This window comes from Micromonospora sp. NPDC051006 (genome assembly GCF_044456245.1).
Lineage (GTDB): Bacteria > Actinomycetota > Actinomycetes > Mycobacteriales > Micromonosporaceae > Micromonospora.
Genome location: NZ_JBITFP010000001.1, coordinates 207,088 through 219,768, shown reverse-complemented (window position 1 = coordinate 219,768; position 12,681 = coordinate 207,088). Strand labels below are relative to the sequence as shown.

Annotated in this window: 23 protein-coding genes; all 23 read left to right on the top strand. The window is 68.1% G+C overall.

Going from position 1 to position 12,681, the window contains the following annotated elements:
* Window positions 1-3 precede the first annotated feature (3 nt).
* The 23 genes from rplP (at window position 4) to ACIBBA_RS00915 (ending at window position 12,656) form a co-directional block, all read left to right on the top strand.
* Complete coding sequence (rplP, locus tag ACIBBA_RS01025; protein ID WP_073834927.1) at window positions 4-429, top strand: 50S ribosomal protein L16; 426 nt, start codon at window positions 4-6, stop codon at window positions 427-429.
* Window positions 429-665, top strand: a complete 237-nt coding sequence (rpmC, locus tag ACIBBA_RS01020; RefSeq protein WP_007465283.1) for a 50S ribosomal protein L29 — start codon at window positions 429-431, stop codon at window positions 663-665. The genes rplP and rpmC overlap by 1 nt, the downstream gene beginning before the upstream one ends.
* A complete protein-coding gene (gene rpsQ, locus ACIBBA_RS01015; RefSeq protein ID WP_350871209.1) occupies window positions 662-937 on the top strand; it encodes a 30S ribosomal protein S17 in 276 nt (91 codons plus the stop codon). The genes rpmC and rpsQ overlap by 4 nt, the downstream gene beginning before the upstream one ends.
* A gap of 97 nt (window positions 938-1,034) precedes the next feature.
* A complete protein-coding gene (rplN, locus tag ACIBBA_RS01010; protein ID WP_007073026.1) occupies window positions 1,035-1,403 on the top strand; it encodes a 50S ribosomal protein L14 in 369 nt (122 codons plus the stop codon).
* Window positions 1,400-1,720, top strand: a complete 321-nt coding sequence (rplX, locus tag ACIBBA_RS01005; protein WP_350871211.1) for a 50S ribosomal protein L24 — start codon at window positions 1,400-1,402, stop codon at window positions 1,718-1,720. Before rplN ends, rplX begins: the two co-directional genes overlap by 4 nt.
* On the top strand, window positions 1,720-2,289 hold the full coding sequence (rplE, locus tag ACIBBA_RS01000; protein WP_350871213.1) for a 50S ribosomal protein L5: 570 nt from the start codon (window positions 1,720-1,722) through the stop codon (window positions 2,287-2,289). The genes rplX and rplE overlap by 1 nt, the downstream gene beginning before the upstream one ends.
* Before the next feature lies 1 nt (window position 2,290).
* Entirely contained in the window at window positions 2,291-2,476 is a 186-nt protein-coding gene (locus tag ACIBBA_RS00995; protein ID WP_007465272.1) for a type Z 30S ribosomal protein S14, read from the top strand.
* A 95-nt stretch (window positions 2,477-2,571) separates the two neighbouring features.
* Window positions 2,572-2,979, top strand: coding sequence for a 30S ribosomal protein S8 (gene rpsH, locus ACIBBA_RS00990; protein ID WP_067301438.1), 408 nt, complete (start codon window positions 2,572-2,574; stop codon window positions 2,977-2,979).
* A 16-nt stretch (window positions 2,980-2,995) separates the two neighbouring features.
* Window positions 2,996-3,538, top strand: a complete 543-nt coding sequence (rplF, locus tag ACIBBA_RS00985) for a 50S ribosomal protein L6 (protein WP_350871215.1) — start codon at window positions 2,996-2,998, stop codon at window positions 3,536-3,538.
* Window positions 3,539-3,546: 8 nt separating this feature from the next.
* A complete protein-coding gene (rplR, locus tag ACIBBA_RS00980) occupies window positions 3,547-3,924 on the top strand; it encodes a 50S ribosomal protein L18 (protein ID WP_231393072.1) in 378 nt (125 codons plus the stop codon).
* Between the two features lie 33 nt (window positions 3,925-3,957).
* Window positions 3,958-4,572, top strand: a complete 615-nt coding sequence (gene rpsE, locus ACIBBA_RS00975; RefSeq protein WP_091102580.1) for a 30S ribosomal protein S5 — start codon at window positions 3,958-3,960, stop codon at window positions 4,570-4,572.
* Window positions 4,572-4,754 carry a 50S ribosomal protein L30 gene (rpmD, locus tag ACIBBA_RS00970; protein ID WP_350871217.1) on the top strand — a complete coding sequence of 61 codons (183 nt, stop codon included), beginning with the start codon at window positions 4,572-4,574 and terminating at the stop codon, window positions 4,752-4,754. Before rpsE ends, rpmD begins: the two co-directional genes overlap by 1 nt.
* Window positions 4,754-5,197: a 50S ribosomal protein L15 gene (gene rplO, locus ACIBBA_RS00965; protein ID WP_350871219.1), complete on the top strand. Its 444-nt coding sequence runs from the start codon at window positions 4,754-4,756 to the stop codon at window positions 5,195-5,197. The genes rpmD and rplO overlap by 1 nt, the downstream gene beginning before the upstream one ends.
* 233 nt (window positions 5,198-5,430) lie before the next feature.
* On the top strand, window positions 5,431-6,759 hold the full coding sequence (secY, locus tag ACIBBA_RS00960; protein ID WP_350871221.1) for a preprotein translocase subunit SecY: 1,329 nt from the start codon (window positions 5,431-5,433) through the stop codon (window positions 6,757-6,759).
* The gene (locus ACIBBA_RS00955) at window positions 6,760-7,413 is read left to right on the top strand and encodes an adenylate kinase (RefSeq protein WP_350871223.1); all 654 of its coding nucleotides are present in this window, start codon (window positions 6,760-6,762) and stop codon (window positions 7,411-7,413) included.
* Between the two features lie 88 nt (window positions 7,414-7,501).
* Complete coding sequence (gene map / locus ACIBBA_RS00950) at window positions 7,502-8,353, top strand: type I methionyl aminopeptidase (RefSeq protein WP_396692573.1); 852 nt, start codon at window positions 7,502-7,504, stop codon at window positions 8,351-8,353.
* 202 nt (window positions 8,354-8,555) lie between these two features.
* Entirely contained in the window at window positions 8,556-9,167 is a 612-nt protein-coding gene (locus tag ACIBBA_RS00945) for a DUF1707 domain-containing protein (protein ID WP_396692571.1), read from the top strand.
* Between the two features lie 229 nt (window positions 9,168-9,396).
* Complete coding sequence (gene infA / locus ACIBBA_RS00940; RefSeq protein ID WP_007073013.1) at window positions 9,397-9,618, top strand: translation initiation factor IF-1; 222 nt, start codon at window positions 9,397-9,399, stop codon at window positions 9,616-9,618.
* 91 nt (window positions 9,619-9,709) lie between these two features.
* Window positions 9,710-9,823 (top strand): 50S ribosomal protein L36, encoded by a 114-nt coding sequence (rpmJ, locus tag ACIBBA_RS00935; RefSeq protein WP_043965539.1) that lies wholly within the window; start codon window positions 9,710-9,712, stop codon window positions 9,821-9,823.
* A gap of 265 nt (window positions 9,824-10,088) precedes the next feature.
* On the top strand, window positions 10,089-10,469 hold the full coding sequence (gene rpsM, locus ACIBBA_RS00930) for a 30S ribosomal protein S13 (RefSeq protein WP_130340099.1): 381 nt from the start codon (window positions 10,089-10,091) through the stop codon (window positions 10,467-10,469).
* Window positions 10,470-10,487: 18 nt separating this feature from the next.
* A complete protein-coding gene (rpsK, locus tag ACIBBA_RS00925) occupies window positions 10,488-10,895 on the top strand; it encodes a 30S ribosomal protein S11 (RefSeq protein WP_030329919.1) in 408 nt (135 codons plus the stop codon).
* A gap of 13 nt (window positions 10,896-10,908) precedes the next feature.
* Window positions 10,909-11,535, top strand: coding sequence for a 30S ribosomal protein S4 (rpsD, locus tag ACIBBA_RS00920; protein WP_089018952.1), 627 nt, complete (start codon window positions 10,909-10,911; stop codon window positions 11,533-11,535).
* A gap of 98 nt (window positions 11,536-11,633) precedes the next feature.
* The gene (locus ACIBBA_RS00915; protein WP_120684293.1) at window positions 11,634-12,656 is read left to right on the top strand and encodes a DNA-directed RNA polymerase subunit alpha; all 1,023 of its coding nucleotides are present in this window, start codon (window positions 11,634-11,636) and stop codon (window positions 12,654-12,656) included.
* Window positions 12,657-12,681 lie beyond the last annotated feature (25 nt).

The window sequence follows — 12,681 nt, the reverse complement described above, 5'->3', positions numbered from 1 at the left end:
CAGATGCTGATGCCGCGCAAGCCCCCGAAGGGCTTCCGCAAGCCGCACCACCCGGACCGCCACGGCGCGTCCAAGGGTGGTAACCGGGTGGTGTTCGGCGAGTTCGGGATCCAGGCTCTCGAGCCGGCGTACGTGACCAACCGCCAGATCGAGTCGGCGCGTATCGCGATGACCCGTCACATCAAGCGTGGTGGCAAGGTCTGGATCACGATCTTCCCGGACCAGGCCCTCACCAAGAAGCCCGCCGAGACCCGGATGGGTTCCGGTAAGGGCTCGCCCGAGTGGTGGGTCGCGAACGTGAAGCCGGGGCGGGTTCTCTTCGAGATGTCCTTCCCGAACGAGCAAATCGCGCGAGAGGCGATGCGTCGCGCGATCCACAAGCTCCCGATGAAGTGCCGCATTGTTACGCGCGAAGTGGGTGAATCCTGATGGCAGCGGGCGTTAAGGCGACCGAGCTGCGTGAGCTCTCCGAGGAGGAGCTGGTCACGAAGCTGCGGGAGGCCAAGGCGGAGCTGTTCAACCTCCGCGTGCAGGCCGCAACCGGGCAGCTGGACAACAACCGGCGGCTGCAGGTCATCCGTCGGGAGATCGCCCGGATCTACACGATCATGCGTGAGCGCGAGCTGGGGCTCTCTGCCGCGCCGACTGAGGTGACTGCATCATGACCGAGAACACCACCGCCGCCGCGCGTTCGCGCCGCAAGGTCCGTGAGGGCCTGGTGGTCAGCGACAAGATGGACAAGACCGTCGTCGTCGAGGTCGAGGACCGGGTCAAGCACGCGCTGTACGGCAAGATCATGCGCCGGACCAGCAAGCTCAAGGTGCACGACGAGCAGAACAGCGCCGGCACCGGCGACCGGGTCCTGATCATGGAGACCCGGCCGCTCTCCGCCACCAAGCGTTGGCGGGTCGTGGAGATCCTGGAAAAGGCCAAGTAGCGAAGGCTCGAGCTCGCCCGGCGTCGCGTCGGGCGCGGGTTCCGCCAGGCTCCGGCCGCTACGGCGGCCGGAGAACCGGCAGACATAGGAGATAGACGTGATTCAGCAGGAGTCGCGACTGCGCGTCGCCGACAACACGGGTGCCCGGGAGATCCTGTGCATCCGGGTTCTCGGTGGCTCCGGTCGGCGCTACGCGAGCATCGGCGACGTCATCGTGGCCACCGTCAAGGACGCGATCCCCGGTGCCGGTGTGAAGAAGGGCGACGTCGTCAAGGCCGTCGTTGTTCGCACCGCCAAGGAGAAGCGGCGGCCGGACGGCTCGTACATCCGCTTCGACGAGAACGCCGCCGTCATCATCAAGGACGGCGGGGACCCGCGCGGTACTCGTATCTTCGGCCCGGTCGGGCGGGAGCTGCGGGACAAGCGGTTCATGAAGATCATTTCCCTCGCGCCGGAGGTGTTGTGACCGTGAAGGTCAAGAAGGGCGACACGGTCGTCGTCATCGCCGGCAAGGACAAGGGTGCCAAGGGCAAGGTCATCGCGGCCTACCCGCGGCAGGACAAGGTCCTGGTCGAGGGCGTGAACCGGGTCAAGAAGCACACCCGCATCAGCACCACTCAGCGTGGCGCCAAGACCGGTGGCATCGTCACCCAGGAGGCTCCGATCCACGTCTCGAACGTGCAGGTCGTGGACTCCGACGGCAACCCGACCCGCGTCGGGTACCGGATCGACGAGAACGGCCAGAAGGTTCGTGTCGCGCGTAGCACCGGTAAGGACCTGTGATGACCACGGCTACCGAAACCACGACCATGCCGCGCCTCAAGGAGCGGTACCGCAACGAGATCGTGGCCAAGCTGCGCGAGCAGCACGACTACGCCAACCCGATGCAGGTGCCGCGGCTGGTCAAGATCGTCGTCAACATGGGTGTCGGCGAGGCCGCCCGTGACGCCAAGCTGATCGACGGCGCCGTCCGCGACCTGGCCACGATCACCGGCCAGAAGCCGCAGGTGCGGCGGGCGACCAAGTCCATCGCGCAGTTCAAGCTCCGCGAGGGCATGCCGATCGGCGCGAAGGTCACCCTCCGCGGCGACCGGATGTGGGAGTTCCTGGACCGGCTGCTCTCCATCGCGCTGCCGCGTATCCGTGACTTCCGCGGTCTGGACGGGCGCAAGCTCGACGGGCACGGCAACTACACGTTCGGTCTGACCGAGCAGTCGGTGTTCCACGAGATCGACCAGGACAAGATCGATCGCCAGCGGGGCATGGACATCACGGTGGTCACCACCGCCACGACCGACGACGAGGGCCGGGCGCTGCTCAAGCTCCTGGGCTTCCCGTTCAAGGAGAACTGAGATGGCCAAGAAGGCGCTGATCATCAAGGCGGCCGCGAAGCCGAAGTTCTCGGTTCGCGCGTACACCCGCTGCCAGCGGTGCGGGCGTCCGAAGGCGGTCTACCGCAAGTTCGGTCTCTGCCGGGTGTGCATCCGGGAGATGGCCCACCGCGGTGAGCTGCCCGGCGTGTCCAAGGCTTCCTGGTAATAGCCCGGCGCGCTCCGCGCGTCAGCTGCACTGTCTCTTCGCCGTAGGCCTGCGGGCGAACGCGGGAACCCCGGCGAGAAAGGTTGACGAAATCCATGACGATGACCGACCCGATCGCAGACATGCTCACGCGTCTGCGTAACGCCAACCAGGCGTATCACGACCGGGTGACGATGCCCTACTCCAAGATCAAGGCGAACATCGCCGAGGTCCTGAAGGCCGAGGGCTACATCGCCACCTGGTTGGTCGAGGAGCCCGAAGAGGGTGCCGTCGGCAAGCGACTGGTCGTCGAGCTGAAGTACGGCCAGAACCGCGAGCGGAGCCTGGCCGGCATCAAGCGCGTGTCCAAGCCCGGTCTCCGGGTGTACGCCAAGTCGGACGGGCTCCCCCGGGTGCTCGGTGGGCTGGGCGTGGCGATCATTTCGACGTCCCAGGGGCTGCTCACCGACCGGCAGGCCCGCAAGCGGAGCGTTGGCGGGGAAGTCCTCGCCTTCGTCTGGTAACGGGAGACAGGTAGAAATGTCGCGTATTGGACGTAAGTCGATCCCGGTACCAGCCGGCGTCGACATCACGATCGACGGGCAGACCGTCAAGGTCAAGGGCCCGAAGGGCGAGCTCTCGCACACCGTGGCCGAGCCGATCACCGTCGAGCGGAGCGAGGACGGTCAGCTGACCGTCAACCGCCCGAACGACGAGCGCAAGGCCAAGGAGCTGCACGGTCTCAGCCGTACCCTGGTCGCCAACATGATCGTCGGCGTCACCGAGGGCTACCGCAAGAGCCTGGAGATCGCCGGTACTGGTTACCGGGTCACCGCCAAGGGCAAGGATCTCGAGTTCGCGCTCGGCTTCTCCCACCCGGTGCTGGTGCCCGCGCCGGACGGCATCACCTTCACGGTGGAGCGGCCGACCCTGTTCCACGTTGCTGGCATCGACAAGCAGCAGGTCGGTGAGGTCGCCGCCAACATCCGGAAGATCCGCCCGCCGGAGCCCTACAAGGGCAAGGGCGTGAAGTACCAGGGCGAGGTCATCCGCCGCAAGGCTGGAAAGGCAGGTAAGAAGTGACCGCCACGCTGCTCAAGCGCCGCCGCGGCGTCGCCGCCAAGCGCGCCGTCGGGCGGGCGCGTCGGCACTTCCGGGTCCGCAAGAACGTCAGTGGTACGGCCGAGCGTCCGCGCCTGGTCGTCACCCGTTCGCTGCGGCACATGGTCGCCCAGATCGTCGACGACACCAAGGGTCACACCCTGGCGTCGGCGTCGACCCTGGACGCGTCGCTGCGCGGCGCCGAGGGCGACAAGAGCGCCCTTGCCGGCAAGGTGGGCGCCCTGCTCGCCGAGCGGGCCAAGGCCGCCGGTGTCTCCAAGGTCGTCTTCGACCGCGGTGGTAACCGGTACGCGGGGCGGGTCGCCGCGCTTGCCGATGCCGCCCGCGAAGCCGGGCTCGAGTTCTAACAACCCCGTCACGAGAGAGAAGGAAGGCTGCTGATGCCAGGTCAACAGCGCCGTGGCGGCGGGTCCGGTGGCAACGAGGGTGGTCGCCGCGACAACCGCCGTGAGGGCGGCCGCGGAAACGCGCCCGTCGAGAAGACCCCGCACCTTGAGCGGGTCGTCGCGATCAACCGCGTCGCCAAGGTCGTGAAGGGTGGTCGTCGCTTCAGCTTCACCGCCCTGGTGATCGTGGGCGACGGCGACGGCACGGTCGGCGTGGGCTACGGAAAGGCCAAGGAGGTGCCCGCGGCGATCGCCAAGGGCGTCGAGGAGGCCAAGAAGCACTTCTTCAAGGTGCCGCGGATCGGCCAGTCGATCCCGCACCCGGTGCAGGGCGAGGACGCCGCCGGCGTGGTGCTGCTCAAGCCGGCTTCCGCCGGTACGGGCGTCATCGCCGGTGGGCCGGTGCGTGCCGTGCTGGAGTGCGCGGGCATCCACGACGTGCTCTCCAAGAGCCTTGGTTCGTCGAACCCGATCAACATCGTGCACGCCACGGTGGCGGCGCTGAAGGGGCTCGAGTCCCCCGAGGCCGTCGCCGCGCGCCGTGGCCTGCCGGTGGAGGACGTCGCGCCGGCCGCCATGCTGGCGTCGCGGGCGGGGGTGGCTTCCTGATGGCTCGCCTGAAGGTCACCCAGCTCCGGTCCGAGATCGGGACCAAGCAGAACCAGCGTGACTCGCTGCGTTCGCTCGGTCTCAAGCGGATCAACGACGTGGTGGTCAAGGAGGACCGGCCCGAGATCCGCGGCATGATCTTCACTGTGAACCACCTCGTGAAGGTCGAGGAGGTCGAGTAATGACGATCAAGGTCCACCACCTGCGCCCGGCGCCGGGGTCCAAGACCGCGAAGACCCGCGTGGGTCGCGGTGAGGGCTCCAAGGGCAAGACCGCCGGTCGCGGTACCAAGGGTTCCAAGGCCCGGAAGAACATCTCGGCGGCGTTCGAGGGTGGGCAGATGCCCATCCACATGCGGCTGCCGAAGCTGAAGGGCTTCAAGAACAAGTTCAAGGTGACGTTCCAGGTTGTCAACCTGGACCGGCTCGCCGAGCTCTTCCCGAACGGCGGCCAGGTCGGCCCGCTGGAGCTGGTCGAGTCCGGCGCGGTCCGCAAGGGCCAGCCGGTGAAGGTTCTCGGCACCGGGGACCTCGGTGGAGTGACGCTCCAGGTGTCGGCGCACGCGTTCAGCGCGTCGGCCAAGGAGAAGATCACCGCCGCCGGTGGTTCCGTCACCGAGCTGTAAGGCGAACGACCCATGGCGCCCGTCCAGTTGGTCTCAACTGGCGGGCGCCATGGTCTACCTGGGACGTATGCGCCCGGTAACATCGGAAGCGGTTTATGTAGCCGGGCACATCTGCCCGGACGGGGATCGGACTGTTAGAGTCCCTTCCCAGCCATGGATATCGGGCACTCGCCCGGCACCCACCCCGATCCGCCAGGGACAACCGGCGGCCCGCCTCGCGCAGGAGGAAGAAGTTGCTGTCCGCCTTTCTCAGTGCGTTCCGTACGCCTGACCTGCGCAAGAAGCTGCTGTTCACAGTCGGCATCATCGCGGTCTACCGACTGGGCGCGACGCTTCCCAGCCCGGGTGTTTCGTACGGCAACGTGCAGAAGTGCCTCGACACACTCCAGGGCGACACCACCGGTGTGCTGAACCTGCTCAACCTGTTCTCCGGCGGGGCTCTGCTCCAGCTGTCGGTCTTCGCGCTGGGCATCATGCCCTACATCACCGCGTCGATCATCCTGCAGCTGTTGACCGTGGTGATCCCGCGGCTCGAGCAGCTCCGCAAGGAGGGCCAGTCCGGCCAGGCGAAGATCACCCAGTACACCCGCTACCTGACCCTCGGCCTCGGTGTCCTCCAGGCCTCGGCGTTCGTGGCGCTGGCCCGCTCCGGGCAGCTCTTCCAGAACCGCTGTGACCAGTTCCCGATCATTCCTGAGGGCACCGGCATCCCGGACTGGCTGACGCTGACCATCCTGGTCATGACGATGACCGCCGGTACCGGTGTGGTCATGTGGCTCGGCGAGCTGATCACCGACCGCGGCGTCGGCAACGGCATGTCGGTGCTGATCTTCACCTCGATCGCGGCCCGGCTGCCCGGCGAGGGCTGGCAGATCAAGAACACCCAGGGCTGGTGGAAGTTCTTCCTGGTCATCGCTCTGGTCCTGGTGGTCATCACCGCGGTCACCTTCATCGAGCAGGCGCAGCGCCGGATCCCGGTCCAGTACGCCAAGCGGATGATCGGCCGGCGGATGTACGGCGGTACCTCGACCTACATCCCGCTGAAGGTCAACCAGGCCGGTGTCATCCCGGTCATCTTCGGCTCGTCGCTGCTCTACCTGCCCCAGTTGGCGCTGCAGTTCTTCGACCAGACCAACCCGGGCAAGACCCAGGCCTGGATCCAGAACAACCTGGTCGCGCCGGACAGCCCGATCTACATCTCGGTCTACTTCCTGCTGATCATCTTCTTCACGTACTTCTACGTCTCGATCACGTTCAACCCGACCGAGGTCGCGGACAACATGAAGAAGTACGGCGGGTTCGTGCCGGGCATCCGCCCCGGCAAGCCGACGGCCGACTACCTGGACTTCATCCTCAGCCGCATCACCCTGCCGGGCGCGCTCTACCTGGGCATCGTCTCGATCCTGCCGAACTTCTTCTTCATCTGGCTGGACAACCAGCAGTACCAGAACTTCCCGTTCGGCGGCACCGCTGTGCTGATCATGGTCGGCGTCGGTCTGGAGACCGTCAAGCAGATCGAGAGCCAGTTGATGCAGCGGAACTACGAAGGGTTCCTGCGGTAGATGAGACTCGTTCTGGTTGGCCCGCCGGGCGCGGGCAAGGGCACGCAGGCCGAGTTCATCGCGGCGCACCTGGCGGTCCCGAAGATCTCGACCGGTGACATCTTCCGGTCGAACGTCTCCCAGGGCACCCCGCTCGGCGTCGAGGCCAAGCGCTACATGGACGCAGGCGAGCTGGTACCGGACGAGGTCACCATCAACATGGTCCGGGACCGGCTCGCCGAGCCGGACGCCAGCGAGGGCTTCCTGCTCGACGGCTTCCCGCGGACCACGCCGCAGGCCGCCGCGCTGGACAAGCTCCTCGCCGACCTGGGCACCGCGCTGGACGTCGTGCTCGAGCTGGTGGTCGACGACGACGAGGTGATCCGGCGGCTCTCCGGTCGGCGTACCTGCCGGGGCTGCGGCAAGATCTGGCACGTCGAGTTCGACGCCACCAGCCGGGAGGGCATCTGCGACCGGTGCGGGGCGGAGCTGTTCCAGCGCGACGACGACAAGCCGGAGACGATCGCCACCCGGCTCCGCGAGTACGCCGAGAAGACCGCGCCGCTGGTCGACTACTACGGCGCCCAGAACAAGCTGGTCGGGATCGACGCCACGGGCCCGGTGGAGGACGTCACCGTCCGCGCCATCGACGCCCTGCACTCGTACGGCGGCTGAGGTCCCGCCGGCCCACCGGCGGATAGAGTGCGAACAGCGGGGTACGCGCGACGTGCCCCGCTGTTCGGCAACGAAAGGTAACCGCTCCATGCGTCGTCCCCAGCTGGACATCCAGCTGAAGACCCCCGACCAGATCGAGAAGATGCGCGCCGCCGGTCTGGTGGTCGCCGACGCGCTGCGTCGGATGCGCGAGGCGGTGGCCCCGGGGGTCAGCACGGCCGACCTGGACGCGATCGCCGAGTCGACCATCCGCGAGGCGGGTGCCGTTCCCTCGTTCAAGGGCTACCACGGTTATCCGGCGTCGATCTGCTCGTCGGTCAACGAGCAGGTGGTGCATGCGATCCCCGCCGCCGAGCAGGTGCTCCGGGACGGCGACATGATCTCGATCGACTGTGGCGCGGTGCTCGACGGTTGGCACGGCGACGCGGCGATCACGGTCGCGGTCGGCGAGGTCGACCCGGGGCTGCTGAAGATGGCCGCGGTGGCCGAGGACGCGATGTGGGCGGGGATCGCCGCGGCAGCCCGCGGGGCGGCCAGTGGTCGGGGCCGGCTCACCGACATTTCCCACGCGGTCGAGGACGCGGTCCGCCGGGGCGGCCGTTACGGCATCGTCGACGGCTACGGCGGGCACGGCATCGGCACCGAGATGCACCAGGACCCGCACGTGCTCAACCACGGGCGGCCGGGCAAGGGCCCCCGCCTGGTGCCGGGCCTGGCCCTGGCGATCGAGCCGATGATCACGATGGGCTCGCCCCGCACGGTCGAGCTGTCCGACGGCTGGACGGTCGTGACCCGGGACGGGTCGATGGCCGTGCACGTCGAACACACCATGGCGCTGCTCCCGGACGGCGTCTGGGTGCTGACCGCCGCCGACGGCGGCCGGGCCCGCCTGGGCGACCTGGTGACGGCCCGCCAGACCGCCAACTCCCCAACCTCCTAACCCCATCCCCCCGCACCGGGGTCATCCGGCGCGTTCGACACGGTGATCAAGAGCTGTGCGTCATCCGGAGGCCGGATCGTGACGCGGATCTCTTGATCACCGGCGCTGGGTGCGGGCCGGGCGCCGGGTGGGCCGGGGCACTGGGCGCGGGGCGGGCGCTGGGGACGGCGGTGGGTGGTTTGGTGGTGGCATGCTTGCCCCCATGGAGGGGCGCGGGGGGATGCGGGCGGGGGACGCCGACCGCGAGGCGGTGGCCGAGCGGCTGCGGGTCGCGCTCAACGAGGGCCGGTTGGATCTGCACGAGTACGACGAGCGGTTGGGGCAGACCTACGCCGCCCGCACCTACGCGGAGCTGGACGCGCTGCTGACGGATCTGCCGCCGGTCGCGCCGCCGGCCGTGTCCCAGCTGGTGCAGTCGCCGCCCGCCGCTGTGGCGCCGGTCGAGCCGCCCACCGTCCGGCCGCCCACCGCCCGCTGGCTGGCCGAGGTCTGGATGCCGTACCTGCAGGTGGTCCCGATCGTGGTGGCTGTCTGGGCGGTCTCCTCCCTGTTCGCCCGGGAACTGCTCTACTTCTGGCCCGGCTGGGTGGCCGGGCCGTGGGGCGCGGTGTTGCTGGTGCGTACCTTCACCGGGCTCGCCGGGGGAGAGCCGCAGCGGTGGGCGTCCGAGCGGGAGCGCCGGCGCGAGCGGAAGCGGGCGAAGCGGGCGCGGCGGCGGGAGATCGACGCGACCGGTCCCGACGGGCGGCAGCACACGACCCGGGCGCGCCCGGAGCAGGACAGAAACCCGGGAGAGCCCGGCCCGGTCGGGTGATTGCCGGCTTTTGCCCGATTTGACGAATCCGCAGGTGGCCGGTTTGGCGGCGGCGCGGCGTCGGGCGTACACTTTCAGATCGGCGCACAGCGTCCACTCCGGCATGCCCATCCTGCGCTTCGATGGGGCTGGAGCCGCGGCTGGCGCGGGCTACCTGATCTTGACGGTCGGTGTCCGTGTAAGACGTTGTGAGCCGTCCGGAGCAACCGACGTCAGGACAGCGGAGGACATGCCGAAAAAAGACGGAGCCATTGAGATCGAGGGTCGGGTCATCGAGCCCCTGCCGAACGCCATGTTCCGGGTGGAGCTCGCGAACGGCCACAAGGTGTTGGCTCACATCAGCGGCAAGATGCGGCAGCACTACATCCGCATCCTGCCGGAGGACCGGGTCGTCGTCGAACTCTCGCCGTACGACCTGACCCGCGGGCGCATCGTCTACCGCTACAAGTAGTCCTGACGACGGCCGGGGCGTCCCGTGTCCGTCTTCGACGTCCGAGATCGCGCGTGGCGCGTCACCGGGCCTGATGGGAAGTAAGGCAACCGTGAAGGTCAAGCCGAGCGTCAAGAGGATCTGCAACAAGTGCCGGGTGATCCGCCGGCACGGCCGGGTCATGGTCATCTGCAGCGACCCGCGCCACAAGCAGCGCCAGGGCTGAGCCCCTCGGCCGGTCGGCACGTCGATCGGTGAGGACGGCCCGGGCGGCAGATCCGGAACACACAACACATGCTCGTCCCAGCCGCGAGCGGTACGCAGTGCGCGTACTCCTTCGTGGCTGACCCCCGGTCGGAGGCCGGGGCCCGCTCGGGCAGCGACCGACTCCCGGTCGACGGCGCGCACCGCGCCGGAGGCAGGAGGAGGCCGTGAGCGGGGTGGGACGGGTGCAGACCTCCGCCACAACATCACGAGGAGCACGCCCGCACATGGCACGTCTAGTCGGCGTCGACCTCCCCCGCGAAAAGCGGATGGAGATCGCGCTCACCTACATCTTCGGCGTCGGTCGTACCCGCGCCCTGGAGACGCTCGCTGCTACCGGCATCTCGCCGGACAAGCGCGCCCGGGACCTCACTGACGAAGAGCTGGTCCAGCTCCGCAATCACATCGAGGGCAACTACAAGGTTGAAGGCGACCTGCGCCGCGAGGTCGCCGCTGACATCCGCCGCAAGGTCGAGATCGGCTGCTACGCGGGTATCCGGCACCGCCGGGGCCTGCCCGTTCGTGGCCAGCGGACCAAGACCAACGCGCGGACCCGCAAGGGCCCGAAGCGGACCGTCGCCGGCAAGAAGAAGCCCGGCAAGAAGTAACTAGGAGCGCACAGACTTATGCCACCGAAGGCTCGTGCCGGAGCCGCCGTCAAGAAGGTCCGGCGCAAGGAACGCAAGAACGTCGCCCACGGGCAGGCGCACATCAAGAGCACCTTCAACAACACCATCGTGTCCATCACGGACCCGACCGGTGCGGTCATCTCCTGGGCCTCCGCCGGCCAGGTGGGCTTCAAGGGCTCCCGCAAGTCGACTCCGTTCGCCGCGCAGCTGGCCGCCGAGGCCGCCGCGCGTCGGGCCATGGAGCACGGCATGCGCAAGGTCGACGTGTTCGTCAAGGGCCCCGGCTCCGGCCGGGAGACCGCGATCCGTTCGCTGCAGGCCGTCGGGCTGGAGGTCGGCCAGATCGCCGACGTCACCCCGCAGCCGCACAACGGATGCCGTCCGCCGAAGCGTCGTCGGGTCTGAGAGGTAGAGAGAGATGGCTCGTTACACCGGTGCTGACTGCCGCCGTTGCCGGCGGGAGAAGATGAAGCTGTTCCTCAAGGGCAGCAAGTGCGATGGCCCGAAGTGCCCGTTCGAGTCCCGGCCGTTCCCGCCCGGGCAGCACGGCCGCGGCCGCACCAAGGAGACGGAGTACCTGCTCCAGCTCCGCGAGAAGCAGAAGGCCCGTCGTGTCTACGGCGTGCTGGAGAAGCAGTTCCGCGGTTACTACGAGGAGGCCGTGGGCAAGCAGGCGAAGACCGGTGAGGTCCTCCTGCAGATCCTCGAGTCGCGGCTGGACAACGTCGTTTACCGGGCTGGCTACGCGCACTCGCGCGACATGGCCCGCCAGTTGGTCAAGCACGGCCACTTCACGGTGAACGGCAAGAAGGTCGACATCCCGTCGTACCGCGTCAAGGAGCACGACATCATCGAGGTGCGGGGGAAGAGCAAGGAGCTGACCCCGTTCATCGTCGCGCAGGCCCAGGCGGGCTCGCGGGCGGTCCCGGCCTGGCTCGAGGCCATCCCCAGCCAGATGAAGATCCTGGTGCACTCGCTCCCGGCCCGGCAGGTCATCGACACGCAGGTCCAGGAGCAGCTGATCGTCGAGCTCTACTCCAAGTAAGAGCTCGTTGCGGTGGCCCGCCCCTCACCGGGCGGGCCACCGGAACAGTTTGTGTCGTGGGCGTCAAATAGCGGGCGTCCCGGAAGAGAAGAGAAGAAATGCTCATCAGCCAGCGACCGTCTCTCTCCGAAGAGTCGATCAACGAGACCCGCTCCCGGTTCACCATCGAGCCGCTGGAGCCCGGCTTCGGCTACACCCTGGGCAACTCGCTGCGGCGTACGCTGCTGTCGTCGATCCCGGGCGCCGCGGTCACCTCGATCAAGATCGACGGTGTGCTGCACGAGTTCACGACGATCCCCGGTGTCAAGGAGGACGTGGTCGAGCTCGTCATGAACATCAAGGAGCTCTGCGTCAGCTCCGAGCACGACGAGCCGGTCAGCATGTACCTGCGCAAGCAGGGCCCGGGCGACGTGACCGCCGGTGACATCCAGCCGCCGGCCGGCGTCTCGGTGCACAACCCGGACCTGAAGCTCGCCACCCTGAACGGCAAGGGCCGGCTCGACATGGAGCTGACCGTCGAGCGGGGTCGCGGCTACGTGACGGCGGCGCAGAACAAGCAGGCCGGCGCCGAGATCGGCCGGATCCCGGTCGACTCGATCTACTCGCCGGTGCTGAAGGTGACCTACCGCGTCGAGGCGACCCGGGTCGAGCAGCGCACCGACTTCGACCGGCTGATCATCGACGTCGAGACCAAGCCGTCGATGGGCCCGCGTACCGCGCTGGCCTCCGCCGGCTCGACGCTCGTGGAGCTGTTCGGGCTCGCCCGTGAGCTGGACGAGACCGCCGAGGGCATCGACATCGGGCCGTCCCCGCAGGACGCCCAGCTGGCGGCGGATCTGGCCCTGCCGATCGAGGAGCTGGACCTCACCGTCCGCTCCTACAACTGCCTCAAGCGCGAGGGCATCAACACCGTTGGTGAGCTCATCGGGCGTACGGAGGCCGACCTTCTCGACATTCGGAACTTCGGCCAGAAGTCGATCGACGAGGTCAAGATGAAGCTCGCCGGGATGGGTCTCGGGCTGAAGGACTCGGCTCCGAACTTCGACCCGGCGCACGTCGTGGACGCCTTCGGCGAGGCGGACTACGACACCGACGACTACCGCGAGACCGAGCAGCTCTAGTCCGCGCTGCCGCCACATCTGAGGA